This is a genomic window from Pedobacter antarcticus (assembly GCF_900103515.1).
GTDB classification, from domain to species: Bacteria; Bacteroidota; Bacteroidia; order Sphingobacteriales; family Sphingobacteriaceae; genus Pedobacter; species Pedobacter antarcticus.
In genome coordinates this window covers 294,092-310,963 of sequence record NZ_FNGZ01000002.1, presented here as the reverse complement: position 1 = coordinate 310,963, position 16,872 = coordinate 294,092, and the positions used below count along the sequence as shown (strand labels likewise).

The 16,872-nt window shown below is 39.9% G+C and carries 13 protein-coding genes; 7 read left to right on the top strand and 6 right to left on the bottom strand.

The window, feature by feature from the left end; translation table 11 throughout:
- Positions 1 to 188: 188 nt before the first annotated feature.
- Both BLR53_RS04965 and BLR53_RS04960 read left to right on the top strand, forming a co-directional pair.
- Positions 189 to 2,201 (top strand): DUF3858 domain-containing protein, encoded by a 2,013-nt coding sequence (locus BLR53_RS04965; protein ID WP_074587721.1) that lies wholly within the window; start codon positions 189 to 191, stop codon positions 2,199 to 2,201.
- Positions 2,198 to 4,096 (top strand): DUF3857 domain-containing protein, encoded by a 1,899-nt coding sequence (locus BLR53_RS04960; RefSeq protein ID WP_074587718.1) that lies wholly within the window; start codon positions 2,198 to 2,200, stop codon positions 4,094 to 4,096. The genes BLR53_RS04965 and BLR53_RS04960 overlap by 4 nt, the downstream gene beginning before the upstream one ends.
- Positions 4,097 to 4,116: 20 nt before the next feature.
- On the opposite strand, the gene BLR53_RS04955 is transcribed toward BLR53_RS04960, so the two are convergent.
- The gene (locus BLR53_RS04955) at positions 4,117 to 5,391 is read right to left on the bottom strand and encodes a M16 family metallopeptidase (protein WP_037442482.1); all 1,275 of its coding nucleotides are present in this window, start codon (positions 5,389 to 5,391) and stop codon (positions 4,117 to 4,119) included.
- Positions 5,384 to 6,628, bottom strand: a complete 1,245-nt coding sequence (locus BLR53_RS04950; protein ID WP_037442483.1) for a M16 family metallopeptidase — start codon at positions 6,626 to 6,628, stop codon at positions 5,384 to 5,386. Before BLR53_RS04950 ends, BLR53_RS04955 begins: the two co-directional genes overlap by 8 nt.
- Before the next feature lie 100 nt (positions 6,629 to 6,728).
- Here BLR53_RS04950 and mqnC point away from each other — a divergent pair, with 100 nt between their 5' ends.
- Complete coding sequence (mqnC, locus tag BLR53_RS04945; RefSeq protein WP_037442484.1) at positions 6,729 to 7,853, top strand: cyclic dehypoxanthinyl futalosine synthase; 1,125 nt, start codon at positions 6,729 to 6,731, stop codon at positions 7,851 to 7,853.
- A gap of 62 nt (positions 7,854 to 7,915) precedes the next feature.
- On the opposite strand, the gene BLR53_RS04940 is transcribed toward mqnC, so the two are convergent.
- Together BLR53_RS04940 and BLR53_RS04935 are read right to left on the bottom strand one after the other, a co-directional pair.
- The gene (locus BLR53_RS04940; RefSeq protein ID WP_037442485.1) at positions 7,916 to 8,752 is read right to left on the bottom strand and encodes a ferritin-like domain-containing protein; all 837 of its coding nucleotides are present in this window, start codon (positions 8,750 to 8,752) and stop codon (positions 7,916 to 7,918) included.
- 10 nt (positions 8,753 to 8,762) lie between these two features.
- A complete protein-coding gene (locus BLR53_RS04935) occupies positions 8,763 to 9,473 on the bottom strand; it encodes a ferritin-like domain-containing protein (protein WP_074587716.1) in 711 nt (236 codons plus the stop codon).
- Positions 9,474 to 9,610: 137 nt separating this feature from the next.
- On the opposite strand from BLR53_RS04935, the gene BLR53_RS04930 reads away from it, so the two are divergent.
- The 4 genes from BLR53_RS04930 (at position 9,611) to BLR53_RS04915 (ending at position 15,134) form a co-directional block, all read left to right on the top strand.
- Positions 9,611 to 10,399, top strand: a complete 789-nt coding sequence (locus BLR53_RS04930; RefSeq protein WP_234797527.1) for a LytR/AlgR family response regulator transcription factor — start codon at positions 9,611 to 9,613, stop codon at positions 10,397 to 10,399.
- The gene (locus tag BLR53_RS04925) at positions 10,311 to 13,328 is read left to right on the top strand and encodes a ligand-binding sensor domain-containing protein (protein WP_083332006.1); all 3,018 of its coding nucleotides are present in this window, start codon (positions 10,311 to 10,313) and stop codon (positions 13,326 to 13,328) included. The genes BLR53_RS04930 and BLR53_RS04925 overlap by 89 nt, the downstream gene beginning before the upstream one ends.
- Before the next feature lie 421 nt (positions 13,329 to 13,749).
- A complete protein-coding gene (locus BLR53_RS04920; protein WP_037442489.1) occupies positions 13,750 to 13,947 on the top strand; it encodes a hypothetical protein in 198 nt (65 codons plus the stop codon).
- A gap of 68 nt (positions 13,948 to 14,015) precedes the next feature.
- A complete protein-coding gene (locus tag BLR53_RS04915) occupies positions 14,016 to 15,134 on the top strand; it encodes an N-acetyltransferase (protein WP_074587714.1) in 1,119 nt (372 codons plus the stop codon).
- 6 nt (positions 15,135 to 15,140) lie between these two features.
- On the opposite strand, the gene BLR53_RS04910 is transcribed toward BLR53_RS04915, so the two are convergent.
- Both BLR53_RS04910 and BLR53_RS04905 read right to left on the bottom strand, forming a co-directional pair.
- A complete protein-coding gene (locus BLR53_RS04910) occupies positions 15,141 to 15,470 on the bottom strand; it encodes a helix-turn-helix domain-containing protein (RefSeq protein WP_037445186.1) in 330 nt (109 codons plus the stop codon).
- 28 nt (positions 15,471 to 15,498) lie between these two features.
- Positions 15,499 to 16,851, bottom strand: coding sequence for a UDP-N-acetylmuramate--L-alanine ligase (locus BLR53_RS04905; protein ID WP_074587712.1), 1,353 nt, complete (start codon positions 16,849 to 16,851; stop codon positions 15,499 to 15,501).
- Between the last annotated feature and the right edge of the window lie 21 nt (positions 16,852 to 16,872).

The window sequence follows — 16,872 nt, the reverse complement described above, 5'->3', positions numbered from 1 at the left end:
ATAAATTACCGCAGACCTGAAAGTGTTTTTATGAATCATTTCTAATATGAGAAGATGCTGACAAAACAGCAATTAATTAGCGATGAATTAGCTAATCCTCATTAAAGACTTAAAAAGAAATAAAAAAGTTTAAATATTAATTTTATTTAACGAATAAGAATTAATATTGTCCTATCTAAATTTTACGCATGCTTAAAAAAATACACCTATTGCTATTTATACTGGCAATAATCCACACTACAAATGCTCAAACCAAACCTGAGGCCATGCTCTCTAAATACGGAACTGTTGCGCTAAAAGAATTCACAACGACTGCTGACGGCCCGGATTCTGCAGCTGCTGCCGTTAAATTATTCGATGTTGGTACCGGAAGTTTCGAAATCAGTTCCGCAACAGGTGATTTCGTATACGTATTTGAACGTCACGCCAGATACAGAATTATAAACAAAAGTGGCTATGATCTCGCAGATCAGGATATTACACTTTACCGGAATAATGGGATGCAGGAGAAGTTGGAAACTCTGACGGCAAATACTTATAATCTGGTCAACGGAAAAATCGAAACCAGTACACTGAATAAAGATGCGAAATTTACTCAGGTCTACGATAAAAATTACACGATTAACAAATTCACGCTGCCTAATGTAAAAGAAGGTTCCATTATAGAATTTAGATACAAAACCTCCTCCGAATTTCTTTTCACACTGGACGGCTGGTCTTTTCAAGGCAGTTATCCTTGTTTGTATTCGTCTTTCACGATATCACTACCCGAATTTTATTCTTATAAAGTTCTACGGACAGGATATGTTCCGATTGAAACTGACATCGCGAAAATAACTATCCGGAACTACTATGCACCTGCAACATTGAAATCAAAATCCGGAAATTTTGATGCGAATATGAGGAAAGTCAAATATTACGCTAAGAACATTCCGGCAATTAAATTTGAAAATTACATCACTACACTTAATGATTATATTACTCAAATTAGATTTGAGCTCTCTTCAACCCAGTTCCCTGGATCAGGTTATAAAGAATACACGACTACCTGGCCGAAGATAATTAAAGAACTAATGGACCATGATAAATTTGGCGGCTACCTTAACCGTAAAAACTATCCAAAAGATGCAATTGAAATACCTGAAAACACTTTGGAACCAGAATTAAAAATGTTAAAAATATTTAATCAGGTTAAAAACAAATTGAAGTGGGATGGAAAATATAATAACTACACTGTAGATAGTAGTCCAAAAAGTGTAATGGAGAAGAAATCGGGTAATTCTGCTGAAATAAACCTTATTCTGCTCAGCTTTTTAAACACAGCAGGATTCGATGCTTCTCCAGTACTTGTTAGTACACGTAAAAATGGAAAACATCCGGGTACTCCGATGACGACATCGTTCAATGGCGTAATTGTCTCAGTTCGCTTAAATGACAGGGATATTTTACTCGATGCCACGGATAAAAACAATTCTACGGACATTATCGGCTACCAGTATCTCAATCATATGGGACTAAAAATAGATCTAAATGCAACTGATGGAAGCTGGATAGAGATTGAGCCACCCAGTGTAAGTAAAAGCACCATTTTTTACAGCCTTAAACTCGATAAAAATCATTTATTAAGTGGCGATTTATTCCTTCTGAATACGGGGTACGACGCACTGGAAAGACGACAAGAATACCAGCGAACAGCCTCTGAAAGTGATTATATAAAAAATTTAAAAGCCAAAAAACCCGGTATCGAAATTTCAGATTATCAGATCTCCAATCTTGAGAATCCGGATCTTCCGGTGGATGAACGAATGAAAATTACATTGGAAGACACGATGGATGAAGCTGGAAATCTGGTGTATTTCAAACCAGTTCTTCAGCATAGTTTTGAGGAAAACCCATTTCTTCTGGAAGACCGTAAGTTCCCCGTGGATTTCGCGTATCCCTGGGAATTATACTACAAACTTGTGCTGGAGTTTCCGGAAGAATATAAGCTGGAAACATTACCTAAAAATGAAGCATTTAAATTACCCGATAACGCAGGTATGTTTACTATGATCTTTATTAGTGAGGGAAATAAGATTATGGTAAACAGTAAACTTAACATTACTAAAACTGTATTCAGTGCTGAAGAATATTACGATCTGAGAGAGTTATTTAAAAACGTACTTCGTAAACAGGCAGAACAAATCGTATTCAGGAAATGATTAGCACCTATAAATTAAGTTTAATCTGCTGGCTATTATTTGCCGGTACGATACACGCCCAGCAAAACTATGATAGTAGTAATATTCCCGCAGATCTATTAAAAAATGCCGCTGTGGTAGTCCGCAATGAAGAACAAAACGTAGTGGTTAAAAATGACAGATCACTCGTTCAAACCTATAGCGTCGTGATAACAATTTTAAACGCCCAGGGAGACTACGCAGCGTCGATATCTGAATATTACGATCCATTTACCGTATTGAGCAATCTTAAAGCATCACTTTATGATGCTAAAGGGATATTGGTTAAAGCCTATAAAGCTGCTGATTTTAAAGATCAGAGTTTAACCAGCGAGGGAACTTTGTTTGATCAATACCGTAAAAAGCAACTCACATTCCTCCATTCAACCTACCCTTATACCATTGCTTACAGCTTCGAAAGAACTTTTGATGGCTACCTGACATTTCCGGGATGGCAGCCTGTAAGTAACTTTGGACAAGCAATAGAAAAATCCAGTTATACATTTCAAATCCCGCAGCGGTTAACTTTTCGTTACAAAACAAGTAACGGACTTAAAACAGATTCTTTGCAGAAAGATCAGAAGAACAGTTATAGCTGGAGCAGTTCCCAGATTCCGGCCGTCATTTATGAACCCTATAGTACCGGAATAGCAACAATTACTCCCTGGGTAAAACTTTCTCCGGATCAATTTGATTTTGACCGTTCTAAAGGCACCATTAAAACCTGGGAAAATATGGGCTCATGGATTGATCAGCTAAACCAGAACGGACAATTACTACCTGAAAAAACTAAAATAAAGATCCGTTCATTGATAGCCGGTGCCAGAAATGATCAGGAAAAAATTGCGCTTCTTTACCAATACCTGCAATCCAATACCAGGTATGTAGGTATCCAGCTTGGAATAGGTGGTTTCAAACCGATTGCTGCCGAGAAAGTCGCGGCCGTTAATTACGGTGATTGTAAAGCACTGTCCAATTATATGAAATCTATGCTTGAAGTAGCAGGTATATCTTCAAATCTTGTCATACTGGGTTCGGGCCGTCCTTCATTGGATAGCAAATTCTCAAGCTTTACACAGGCCAACCACATGATTCTTTGCGTGCCGGGTAAACAGGACACAACCTGGCTCGAATGTACCAGCAATTATAATCCAGCCGGATATATCGGCTATGCGAATGCGGGCCGCCAGGTACTATTGGTAAAATCCGGTGGTGGCGAACTGGTAGGTACGCCTGTTTTTAAACCTGAAAACAACACGCAACGCAGAATAACGGAGGTTGTATTAAGTGAATCCGGAGCTGCAGATATAAAGATCAATACATCGTATTCTTATGCACAATATGAAGCCAACCTGCATAAAATGCTCGAGGAGCCTTTAAACCGGCGTAGACAAATTATTCAGGAACTCAGTATACCTAATCTTGAAATCAGTAATTTCAACTATCAGCAAGCTGACAAAAATTTACCTGTGATCAATGAGAGTATAAGCTTAAAAAGCAGCCAACTGACAACAACCGGTGGTGGCAAAATATTCCTCGCCTTGAACCTGTTAAACAAAAAAGAAGCTGTTCCTCAAAAAATAGTTGACCGTAAGACTTCTTTTTCCCTCCCTTACGGCTATGAAGATACTGATGAAATACATTTCAAACTGCCGGGCGGCTTTGCAGCAGAATTTATTCCTAAAGATATTGAGTTGAAAAGCCCTTTTGGAACCTATTCCGCTAAAATCGTTCAAAAGGGTAATGAATTGATCTATACACGAAAATTACTGATCAGGAACAACATCTATCCTGCATCTCAATATAATGCCCTTGTAGATTTCTACAAGCAGATCTATCAGGCGGATAAACAAAAAGCTGTATTGGTTAAAATCTAAAAACCAATACAGCTCTTTTTTTATTTCTTACCTACAATAACCTTAATAAAGTTATCTGTATTCAGGTAACGTTTAGCCAGCTCCTGTAATTCCAGGGAGCTGATATTCTTTACAGTCTTGATATAATCATCATAGTAAGAATAATCTAACCCGGAGAAGTAGATATTTTTAAACTTGTCAGCATGCGAGAACGCATTTTCAAGACTGCCCAGCATGGATCCCAGCATATAGTTACGAACCAGATCCAGCTCTCCGGCAGGAATGAGCTCATTTTGCAAAAGGCCGATCTCTTTTTCTATTTCTTCCATCGCCTTACCGCAAACATCAGCCCCTACTTCAGTAGCTATAAAGAAATAACCAGAGTGCTTCATTGATACTACGGCAGATCCAATGCCATAAGTATACCCCTTATCTTCACGGATGTTCGCCATTAGCCTGGAACCGAAATATCCGCCCAGCAGGCAGTTCAGTACCTGAAACCCGGCGAAATCCGGATGTGTTCTGTTAACGGTTAGCGTACCCATTCTTATTGCAGACTGAATAGCTTCCGGACGCTCTATAAAAAGGTCTCCCTTCTGATGATCCGGGAATTCAAAATGATTCACAACAGCCTTTTCGTTATTGCTCCACTCCTGACCAAAGACTGCATTCAACAGGTCAAACTCAGGCTGCTCAAATTTACCAGCCACAAAAACGGTACAGTTTGCAGGCTGATATCCCGCGCGGAAATAGCCCAGCAGGTCTTCTCTCTGAATAGCTTGATAGTCTTCCAGTGAGATTCCAGAACCGTAAGTTGTATTCCCAAATAATACCGCAGCAAAGTTCTTTCTGGCCAGAAAATCATTTTTCTGAAGACTGACTTTTAAAGATTGCTGCTGATTTAGTTTAAAGATATCCAGCTCCTGTTGTGGGAAAATGCTGTCATTTAAAATTGACCACAGAATCGGCAAAACAGATTTCAGGTGCTTGGTTAGAGTGTAAACCTTTATTGTTGACTGATCGGCTCCATATTCTGTCTGCAGGAAAGCGCCATAATAATCTACCTGATCAGCTATTTGTGCGGCAGTAAGTGTATTTGTGCCATTATTAATCAAGTGGTTTACTGCATTTGACTGTAGAGGTTTAGATGGATCCCAGTTTACGTTTTCCAGGACAAACTCAATACGTACCAGTTCTTGTTTACCGGCATTAAGCGTAAACACTTTGATTCCGTTGTCCAGTTGCTGCTGCGCAGGCGCAATAAAATTAATTTCGTTTACCTGTCTCGATTCAGGTATCAGCGTTCTGTTAAGCATCTTTTGCAGTTAAATAGTATAAAATTGAGCATTGAGCCGGAATAAAAGTCCGGGCAGCGGCATTTTGTATAGCGGCTGCTTCTACCGCCAGGTATTTATCAATTTCGGTGTTCAGACCGTTAGCATCACCAAGCAATTCGTAATAAGCCAGATTCATCGCTTTATCCAGTAAACTCATCTCGGCGAATACCATAATTGATTCAGATTTATTTTTCACTTTAGTCAGTTCATCTACCGTAACCGGCTGGCTGGCAATCTCCTGAAGTTCTTTCCATACTGCTTTTTCAGCATCTTCCATACTAACTCCCTCACTTAACTTACCTTCTATGACAAACAATCCTTCATCAAGGCTACTAGTAATATAAGCATGGATATCACTGAATAACTGCTGGTCTTTTAACAGACGCTGATAAAGCCGGGCCGAATGTCCCTGAGAGAGCACATCTGAAAGCAAGTCAAAAACCTGGTATTCCGGATCTCGTCTTGCAGGCATTTTAAATGCCATATATAATCCATTCAACGGAACTTCAGCATGGACTGTCTGGCTTCTTGCTTCGGTCTGCTGAGGTTCTGCAGGCAATCTGCGTTCATAAGCAGTTCCGGAAGGAATTGGTCCAAACCATTTCTCTGCCATTTCCTTGATATCTGCCGTTTTAACATTTCCACCTACAACAAGAATCGCATTCAAGGGATTATAATGCTTATGAAAGAAAGCTTTTACGTCTTCCATCTTCGCATTTTCAATCTGAGCCAGATCCTGTCCTATTGTTGCCCAGCGATACGGATGGGTTGTATAGGCAAGCGGCCGGAGTTTTAGCCAGACATCGCCATAGGGTTGGTTCAGATAGCGTTGCTTAAATTCTTCACAAACTACATTACGCTGAGTCTCCAGGCTCTTTTCAGAAAAGGCGAGGCTCAGCATTCTGTCACTTTCCAGCCAAAAAGCTGTTTCTATATTCGTTGCCGGCAAAGTGATATAATAATTAGTGATATCATTGCTCGTAAAAGCATTGTTTTCACCGCCCACCCTTTGCAGCGGTTCATCATATACGGGAATATTTACTGATCCTCCAAACATCAGGTGTTCAAAGAGATGTGCGAATCCGGTTTTGCCTTCTTCCTCATCCCGAGCACCTACGTCATACAGGATATTTAGTACCGCCATTGGCGTTGTATCATCTTCATGTACCAGCACACGTAAACCATTGGCTAGTGTAAAACGGTTAAAATCTACCATAAAATTCTTTAGTTGCGCCAAATATAGGAAATATGAATTTAAACGTAAATGTGAGAATATGATGAAATAAAAACAGCGTAACTTATGGTATCTTTGTGCTATGAATACTGCCGAATTATTGGAGAGAGCCCTTAAATTTGACTTTTTAAGCCAGGAAGAAGGTGTTTATCTTTACCACAATGCTGCTACAGCCGAGCTGGCATTCGTTGCCAATGAACTGAGAAAAAAACAGGTTCCCAGCGGGAAAGTTACCTGGCAGATTGACAGGAATGTGAATACTACTAATGTCTGTATTGCCAATTGTAAGTTCTGTAACTTTTTCAGAAGACCTGGTCATGAAGATAGTTATATTACCGATATAGAAACTTATAAAGTCAAAATCGAAGAGACCTTCCGTCTTGGTGGAGACCAGTTACTGCTGCAAGGCGGACATCATCCCGACCTTGGCCTGGATTTTTACGCAGATCTTTTCAGGAAACTGAAGGAACTTTATCCAGATCTTAAACTGCATGCTTTAGGCCCACCGGAAATTGCACATATTGCGAAACTTGGAAAAATAAGTCATACTGAAGTATTAAGAGCGCTTAAAGAAGCCGGAATGGATTCTTTACCTGGCGCCGGTGCCGAAATCCTGAATGATAGGGTAAGAAGATTAATCTCAAAAGGTAAATGTGGCGGCAAGGAATGGCTGGATGTAATGCGTGCTGCCCATCAGCTGGACATCACCACTTCCGCAACTATGATGTTCGGTCATGTGGAAACTATTGAAGAAAGGTTTGAGCACCTGGTCTGGATCAGGGAAGTTCAACAGGAGAAACCTGCAGATGCCAACGGTTTCCTTGCTTTTATACCATGGCCTTTCCAGGATGATGGCACTTTATTAAAACGTCTTCGTGGAATTACGAATGACGTCTCAGGTGATGAATACATCCGTATGCTCGCGCTAAGCAGAATTATGCTGCCTAATATCAAAAACATTCAGGCATCCTGGTTGACCGTGGGTAAAAACGTTGCCCAGTTATGTCTGCATGCCGGGGCAAATGATTTTGGGTCCATTATGATTGAGGAGAATGTTGTTTCCGCAGCAGGTGCTCCACACCGTTTCACAGCAAAGGGAATTCAGGAAGCAATCAGAGAGGCGGGCTTCGAGCCGCAACTCCGCGGCCAAAAATATAATTACAGGGATCTTCCTGAACATCTGGAAGAACAGGTAATCAATTACTAATAAAAACAGAGGGTGGCCGCAAAAAGCAACCACCCTCTCCCTAAACCTGAAACCAATATTATTTAACGGATAAAAAGACCTGCTATTGCTTTCACTTCAGCCATAGTCAATGGCTCATCAAAAGCTTCAGTTGATGCATTTGTACTAAATCCCAGCGAAGTAATATTAACCCCACCTTGTATCAGATTATCTTCTCCTTTGTAAACAGGATCTACCTGAGGCACACCGCTATCATTCGCACCTGTAATCCATGGTTTTAATGCACTTACGCCACCTCCTGCCGGAGCTTTACGCATTTGACGGATATGAGATGCATGTCTGGCTTCCACTGAGTGAATCTGCAACGCAGTTTGCAAAACGCCGGGAGTACCAATCAGATTCCCTGCTTGACCCTTGTAGGCCCTCACCCCCGTATCTTCAAATGCCTGGGCAACAGCCAGAAAAGTTGGATAATTTGAGAATACGGTTGGAAATGTACCTTTAGCAGTATAGTCGAACTGTCCTGCGGTAAATGCCACAGGGGTTTTACCCAAACCGGTTATCGCAGTTTTTAATAGATTTACATGCGCCTGTTCATGGTCACGGATGGTATTTATAGCACCAACAGCCGGGCTTCCTGCAGGAATTAGCCCTGCTGTGTCCGCACCTTTCTGATAAAAATAGTATTCAAGATATTCCAGTGTCAGCGCGAAATTAAGGACTTCTTCTACAGCCACAGCTGTACTTGTTTGTCCATAAGCTTTTTTAAACATCGACCCCAAAGCCAATGGTACAGCCGCAACAGCAACCTTTGAACCGAAGTTGAAAAATTGTTTCATAGCGGCCCGGCGCGGATTTAAGCGTTCATACACTTCTGCATCCACTTTTTCAATTTCTTCTAATATGTTAACGATATTCATAACTTTTAAATTAAGATGGTAAACTGGATGCGTTAATTGTAGTTTTAATAAATGACTGTGCCATAGTTAAAACCTCTTTAGGTGTTCGTGCTTTATCAAGCCCATTCATATCGATTACTTCCGAATTAGCAAAACTTCCATTTTCGAGTAAATCGCGAATTAGCGCCGCATGACGTGCTTCGACAGAAACAATTTTACCTGCAAGCAGCAAATATTCTTTAGATTGTATCAGCTTACCTGCCCCATTATAGGCCGAAACACCCAGATCTTCAAACACTTTCGCTGTACCCAGCACACTGTCTCTGGAACTAAAATTGATGCTACTGAAATTAACTTCCAGCGCTGGAATTGCTTTGGTGCTCAACGCTGCTTTAAAGAACTCGCGGTGAGCTAGTTCATGATCTCTGATATCTGTTAACAAAGCCAGTTCGTTAGCAGGCATATTTGCATATGGATTTTGAATTACTGCAGCGTAGAAAGCTGCTTCTAATTGTTCGAGTGCATAGGCATAGTTCAAAATGCCAATATCTCCGCTGCCCAGGTCGACTCCTTCTCCCATATCGTGAGAAACCTGTTCCTTTTTACAGCCAGCAGCAATGAGCGCGACACCTGCAAGACCTGCCCCTGCATATTGTAAAAATGACCGGCGTTTAAAGCTGGCGTTCAGGATATCACTCCCCTGCGAAGGATTCTCCTGTGGTTCAATAAGTGAATTTTTCATAAGATTAAGTTTTAGTACGGTATAGGTAATTGGTTTGCTTATATCCCCACATACGGAGAAAATTTTACTTTGGTTTTACCAAATCGAGAAAAATTCTTGAGTCACCTGTTTTTTTAATAATTTCACCAATACATAAAATGAAACCAGTGCTGAATGTAATTATAGTAGACGATGAAGAATTTGCGCGTTCTTCACTTTATTTCCTGCTGCAGGAGAATTGTGAAAATGTCCATATTTGCGGTATTGCAAAATCCGTTGAAGAAGCCAGAACCTTATTGAATACCTGCGAGGTAGACTTGATTTTCCTTGATATTGCTATGCCTGGATTGAATGGTTTCGAATTAATTCCGGATGCCAGTTCTTTACATGCACGCGTCATTTTCACCACGGCTTATGATCAGTATGCCTTAAAAGCCATTAAGGCAAGTGCATTGGATTATTTGCTCAAACCCATTGATATCGATGAACTGAAGGCTGCAGTGAGAAAAGCAGAAAACCTGACAAGCGAGAAGGGAAAAGATCAGAATCATGCTGAGCGGCTCCAGACGCTCAGGGGAAGTCTTTCTGACCGTATGGGTATTCGAAAACTCAGTCTGGCTAACGGTCAGGGATATACGTTAATCGACGTCGATGAAATCATCAGAATTGAAGCTGACAGCAATTATTCTGTTTTTCATTTTAATCACCGCGATCAGATCACTGTATCGCGCGTCCTTAAAGAGTTCGAAGAGATCCTTCCGGACGATCAGTTTGTCAGAATACATAAATCAAGTATCGTCAACCTGAATTATCTCAAGGAATATAATTCTAAAAATGGTCTTGAACTATTATTAAAAAATGGAGAAAAAATTGCCGTATCCCGCAGACGAGCCAGCATTTTCATGGAAAAAGTTAAGTTATTCAGTACCAGTTCAGGCGAGAAATAGCAATAACCTGGTTCTGGTTTTCCTACTGTTCCTGCTATTTGGGAATGTGCAGCAAATAACTGCGCAGCATACTTATATTAAACATTACAGCACTGCAGACGGGTTACCCAGCAACAACTGTTATTTTACTCTCCAGGATAGCAAAGGATATATATGGGCTGCAACTGATGCCGGAGTAAGTCGTTTTGATGGTAAGGTGTTTGAGACATTTTCTATTGAAGACGGCCTGCCGGACAATCAGATAATCAGACTTAATGAAGACAGCAGCGGAAAAATATGGTTCTCCGCACTCAACGGCCAATTGAGTTATTTCTACAAGGGCCGTATTTATAACGAACAAAATAACAAATTACTTAAAAAGCTGCGTTTTACAGGCGTTGTAATTTCCTTTTATGAAGATCGTAAAGGTCATCTCTGGTTTGGAACAAACAAAAATCTACTGGTTCGCTGGGATGGAAAAACAGTAAAACGTTTCAGCTCTGCTGATCCGAAAAGTCAATTTATCAACACCGTCGTCTACGAAGATAAATCTGGTATTGTATGGGCAGCGAGCAGTCATTGTCTCCGCTATTTTGACGGCAAAACTTTTCATAAAAGCAAGCAGCATTTACGGGCAGTTTCTTATAAAACAGCAGCTAGTAATGCAGATCACACCATGCTTTTTCTGGATTATCGTGGTCTTAATTTCGTCGATGGTGATAAGCAGCAACTTACCCTTAGAATAGACCGTTCGCTGATAGCAGACAACGCCGGTTACTTCTATGCCGAAAATGGGAACGAACTTTGGCTGGCTAACCGCTCCGGCGTATATCATCTGGAAAGTGACGGAACTAAAACCCATTACCTGCCGCAGGTAACCACTAGTCAGGTAATTAAAGATAACAAAGAAAACATGTGGTTCACCACAAATAACGGGCTTTATATGCTGCCTAAAAAATCCAGAAGGATATATATGCTGGATAGCCATCAGGGGCTTAGTCAAAATACGATCAAGAGCCTGGCATCAGATAACAGTAACCGGATCTGGATGGGAATGGAAAACGGTATCATTAACTTGCTGGACCGGCCTGCTTTTGGGTTAAGGCATTTCACACTTCAGGATCATGAAAAGTATAGTAGCATAAAGGAATTAAAATTAAATTCTGCCCGTGACGCCATGGTTTTCTCGGCTGAATTTGGAATCGGGAAAATCCCGCTGAAAGGTTCCGCTTCGGAACAGATGGCTGGAATAGTGCAGAACAATAATACGAATGTCGGACTGAAAAGCTTTACTATCGGTCCTGATCATCAGATTGCAATGGCCATGTCTTCCGGAGTACTTGTGCTGCAGAAACCAGGAACCAATTTTTCGTTTAGTTCTGCAGATTATATACAGGGAAAGAATTTTTTTGCCGGAAGAGCTTACCGGGTATATTATGGCAAAAATAATGAGCTTTGGTTTTCCAACCTTCAGGGGCTCTCCCAGATCAAAGATGGAAAACTCATACGCCATTACCTGAATCATCCGCTGCTCACCAAAAGAATTAACGATATCGCACAATTGGCTGACGGCACAATAGTATTAGCTACAGACGGTTATGGAATGCTCTTCTACCAAAATGGAAAATTGAGCAGGCAATTGACAAGGTTAAACGGACTGGCAAATAACATCTGTAAAAAGCTTTCGGTACGTGACGGGTATATCTGGGTTATCACCAATAACGGTATCAACAGAATTGAAGAAGGCGGGAGTCATCGGATCGAATCCTTCGAATATACAAACAGCCTGCTCAGCAATGATGTGAACGACATGCTCATTGAAAAGGATACTGTCTGGTTTGCAACAAATCGCGGACTGGTTTATTTTGCCAATACGCCTTTTGACAAAACACGCGAAACCCCAAAAGTCCTGATTTCCTCTATTTCCAGTAAAAATAAAGAGCTTACGCCCGACTCTACCGGCTTTGTACTAAAACCCGGAGACAATAGTATCAGTTTCTATTTTAGTGCTCTTGATTTTCAGAACAGTAATATCCTTTACCGGTACCGGCTAAAAACGTCAAATCCATGGACTGAGACTAAAAGCCGGAGACTGGAGATTTCTTCTCTGGAACCTGGAAACTACCAGTTTGAACTGAGTGCAAAAACTGGTAATAGTGCATGGAGCACACCTACTGTCGTAACTTTTACCCAGGAAGAACACTTCTGGCAGTCTTTCTGGTTTATGGCGCTGCTCCTTCTGCTGGCAAGTTTTAGTTTTTATAAAATCGCCGTATATGTAACCAGACAGCAGAAAAATAAAGAACAGCAGCAGCTTGTACTCAAAAACAGGATTTTGATGTTGGAACAGCAGGCTCTTCAGGCTATGATGAACCCACATTTCGTTTTCAATGTCATGAATTCAATCCAGCACTACATCAATACAAAAGACACTTCTTCGGCTAATAAGATCCTGACAGGTTTTGCCAGATTGATCAGGAAAAATCTGGATATCTGTACGCGGAGCTTTATTTCACTGGAAGAAGAACTGGAATATCTTGGGCTTTATTTAAGTCTGGAAAAGAAAAGATTCGGGGATAAATTTAATTATACACTGAAAATTGACCCGGAGATTGACCAGGATGACACAAGAATTCCATCCATGATTCTGCAGCCCTATATAGAAAATGCGATATGGCATGGATTAATGCCTAAAGAGAACGGTGGGAAAATAGAGATCATTATGAGTCGCAGAGACCCTGTGCATTTACTTATTGAAATTATCGACGATGGTATAGGGATTGACAACTCTCTTCAGCAAAAAAGAGGTTCACACCAGAGTAAAGGAATGGTGCTCACACAGGAAAGAATTAATCTGATTAACCAAATTGAGGCAAATCCTATACAAATTGAGATCAGGCAGAACGGTATTTCAGGCACTATTGTGTCTGTTTTACTGCCAATTGATTAGCATTATACCGTTTACTCAAAAATAACTACCACTTACTAAGTATACTTTCTTTCGATCTTAATTTGCATTAAACTTGTTATAGATATTAAAGCAAACAAAGTTTGTAAAAAACGTTCTTAGAGAATTGATCAAAGATATTTTTAATCTAACCTAAAACTTATCTCAATTCAGGTTTCATTTGTGTGTTAAAAGTGGTAAAGTAGTAGCCTTTACCACTTTTTTTTTGCGCAAAATTCTTTTATTCTGTTTAGCAACCACTTGTATTCCGCTTCAATATTTTAGAAAAAAGAATTTTTTTTAAAATGCTTTTTGTTCTAATTTTGATTTGGCAAAAGTCCGGCAAAAGCAGCGTCCAGGCTAACTAGAAAGATTTTTGTTATTTTTATTAAATCACAAACTCAGGCAACTTTATTTTAGACAAATGGCAACTCCAAAAAAATCCGTAAAAAAGGGCCCAATTGAGCGGGCAGAGGACAAGGAAATGACTGATGAAATTTCTTTAGCCCCAAAAGGGAACAAAAATTCATTTGACGACGATGATGATGAATTCGATCTGCCGCTGGACGACCTTGACGGGTTTGACGAATTTGGTACAGACGACGATGATGACAATTACTAAGTAAATGCAGTTCACTACATAGAGCATCTTCAACAAGGTGCTTTTTTATTTCAATTTCCCGACCCTAAATGCAAATTCTACCCGTTTCCGATAGCCAGTTAAAAAAAGAATTCTTAAAAGTCCCCCACCTTATTTACGCCGGTGATGAAAATTGGATCTGCCCGCTGGAACAGGACGTGGAAAAGACTTTTAACCCGCAAAAAAATCCATTTTTCAAACATGGTAAATGTACCAGATGGATTTTACAGGATGATCAGGGAAAAACTATCGGACGGATTGCCGCATTTGTGAATGATAAAAAGGCATTCCAGTATGACCAGCCTACCGGTGGTATGGGATTTTTCGAATGTATAAATGACGAAAAAGCTGCATTCACTTTATTTGACGCCGCCAAAGACTGGCTGATCAGTCAGGGGATGAAAGCTATGGACGGGCCAATTAACTTCGGTGAAAATGATACTTTCTGGGGTTTACTGGTCGAAGGATTTACGCCACCATCCTATGGTATGAATTATAACCCTTCGTACTATCAGGCATTTTTTGATAATTATGGCTTTACAACCGAATATCAGCAGATTACAAACCACCTCGCTGTCAGAAAACCATTTCCCGAAAGATTTACCAAAATAGCAAATTGGGTAGCTAATAAACCTGGTTATACTTTTGAGAGCTTTTCAACGAAAAATCCGGAAAAATACGTGAACGATCTGATGGAGATCTATAATGATGGGTGGAAGGATTTTGATAATTTTGTTCCGATCAAAAAAGAGACGCTATTAGCAAGCTTCAAACAGATGGAGGCAATCATGGACGAAAAACTAATTTGGTTTGCTTACATCAACGGAGAACCAGCTTCATTTGTAGTTATCATCCCTGATGCTAACCAGCTGATCAAAGGATTTAACGGGAAACTAGGGTTATTAGAGAAAATCAAATTTGTTTACCGGAGATGGAAAGGTGTGAACAGAATGCGTGCAATAGTGATGGGGACAAAAACAGCTTATCAAAAGCATGGTCTTGAATCGGCGCTGTTCATCAAACTTAAAGAATATGTTCTGCCAATGGAACAATACGACGAGCTGGAGCTTTCCTGGGTAGGTGACTTCAATGATAAGATGTTATCTATTCATGAAGCAACAGGTGCCACTTTTGGAAAGCGGCACCTGACATTGCGTAAATTATTCTAATGAGTCTTATCTCTCTCTGATTTCTTCATAAAGATCAATCACCTTCTTCTGAAGTTTAATAATTTCCTCTTCTCTGAGTGATAACTTTGATTTAAGATTATTAATCTCTTCAAAATTTACTGATTGTGGATTTTCTCCTTCTTTGGAGATGATATCCATTGTAGAAACCTCGAAAAGATTTGCAATCTGAGCAAGTCTGGAAATATTGATATCTGTGATTCCTGTTTCTATTTTAGAAAAAGCAGGAATAGAAATATTCAATCTTTTAGCTACTTCGCCCTGACTCCATCCATTTTTCTGACGGAGTTGTCTGATGTTTTTACCGATGATGTTCATTTTTATAAAATTTAGGTGTGTTTTTTTCTTAATTATTATTCAACTCACGTGCCAACTTCCCCAGATCCATCCCACCGTAGTTACCTGAACTCATTAACAACAGGTTAGTATGGCTAAAATCCAGCTCCAGAAGGTATTGCGCTAAATTATCTGCATTATCAAAATAGGTAATCCTTTTGTCATTAAATGCATTCTTGATATCTGTTTCGCTGAATGGTATAATATTTTTTTGTTCAAATGTTTTTTTATCAATATATACGATAGGATTATCTGCATTAAACATCGTATCATGATATTGAAGTAGAAATTTTTTATTTAAACTACTAAAAGTATGCAATTCTATGCAAGCTACTAATTTTCTTTCCTCAAATTGTGTCTTTACTGCCTCAATTGTTGCTTTTAATTTAGATGGTGAATGTGCAAAGTCTTTATAGACATTCGTATTTTCATCTGAGAACAGCAATTCAAGCCTTTTAGACGCTCCTTTGAAGGATTTTATCGCTTCATTAAACTCGGGTATACTTATGCCTAATCTTTCACAAACCTGTCGCGCAGCACTCAAATTCATCAGATTATGGTTTCCAAATATTTTCAATTCGTGGTGTCCGGGTTCAAGATGAGTAATTCCCTTCTCTATTACATGTAACGGAATCTGATAACCTGTTGCCTTTAAATTCTTTTTTTCGTTAACCATTTTAACCAGTTCTGCATCATCCTCGCAAAAGATAAGCTCCCCGTCCGGCATGATAGTATCTATAAATATAGAAAACTGAGTCAAATAATTCTCGAATGTAGGAAAAACATTAACATGATCCCAGGCTACACCACTAATTACAGCAAGATTTGCATTGTAAAGGTGAAATTTTGGTCTTCTGTCAATAGCTGAAGACAGGTATTCATCACCTTCAATAATGATAACGGGTGCGCTATCAGTCAACTTCACCATGGTATCAAAGCCTTCCAGCTGCGCACCAACAAGATAATCTATTTCATGATTATAATAATTCAACACATGGAGGATCATTGAAGTTATAGTTGTCTTCCCATGACTCCCGCCGATTACTACACGAAACTTATCTTTTGACTGCTCATAGATATACTCAGGATAAGAATAGATACGTAAACCCAATTCTTGTGCTCTAAGTAATTCTGGATTATCCGCACGGGCATGCATCCCTAGAATAACAGCATCCAACTGCCGGTTAATCACTTCCGGCCGCCAACCTGATTCCGAAGGAAAAAGTCCATAGCGTGCAAGCCGGCTGGCTGATGGCTCAAAGATAAAATCATCTGAGCCAGTCACCAGCATACCTTTTTTATGTAACGCTATCGCCAGGTTATGCATGGCGCTTCCTCCGATAGCTATAAAATGTATTCGCATCTAAAGTTTAAATATAAACTG

What these genes read in the sequence shown, in the direction of transcription:
- BLR53_RS04935 (WP_074587716.1), bottom strand. Translation starts at nt 9,473, where the DNA reads ATGAAAAATTCACTTATTGAACCACAGGAGAATCCTTCGCAGGGGAGT.
- BLR53_RS04915 (WP_074587714.1), top strand. Translation starts at nt 14,016, where the DNA reads ATGCAAATTCTACCCGTTTCCGATAGCCAGTTAAAAAAAGAATTCTTA.
- mqnC (WP_037442484.1), top strand. Translation starts at nt 6,729, where the DNA reads ATGAATACTGCCGAATTATTGGAGAGAGCCCTTAAATTTGACTTTTTA.
- BLR53_RS04950 (WP_037442483.1), bottom strand. Translation starts at nt 6,628, where the DNA reads ATGGTAGATTTTAACCGTTTTACACTAGCCAATGGTTTACGTGTGCTG.
- BLR53_RS04930 (WP_234797527.1), top strand. Translation starts at nt 9,611, where the DNA reads ATGAAACCAGTGCTGAATGTAATTATAGTAGACGATGAAGAATTTGCG.
- BLR53_RS04920 (WP_037442489.1), top strand. Translation starts at nt 13,750, where the DNA reads ATGGCAACTCCAAAAAAATCCGTAAAAAAGGGCCCAATTGAGCGGGCA.
- BLR53_RS04910 (WP_037445186.1), bottom strand. Translation starts at nt 15,470, where the DNA reads ATGAACATCATCGGTAAAAACATCAGACAACTCCGTCAGAAAAATGGA.
- BLR53_RS04940 (WP_037442485.1), bottom strand. Translation starts at nt 8,752, where the DNA reads ATGAATATCGTTAACATATTAGAAGAAATTGAAAAAGTGGATGCAGAA.
- BLR53_RS04905 (WP_074587712.1), bottom strand. Translation starts at nt 16,851, where the DNA reads ATGCGAATACATTTTATAGCTATCGGAGGAAGCGCCATGCATAACCTG.
- BLR53_RS04960 (WP_074587718.1), top strand. Translation starts at nt 2,198, where the DNA reads ATGATTAGCACCTATAAATTAAGTTTAATCTGCTGGCTATTATTTGCC.
- BLR53_RS04925 (WP_083332006.1), top strand. Translation starts at nt 10,311, where the DNA reads ATGGAGAAAAAATTGCCGTATCCCGCAGACGAGCCAGCATTTTCATGG.
- BLR53_RS04955 (WP_037442482.1), bottom strand. Translation starts at nt 5,391, where the DNA reads ATGCTTAACAGAACGCTGATACCTGAATCGAGACAGGTAAACGAAATT.
- BLR53_RS04965 (WP_074587721.1), top strand. Translation starts at nt 189, where the DNA reads ATGCTTAAAAAAATACACCTATTGCTATTTATACTGGCAATAATCCAC.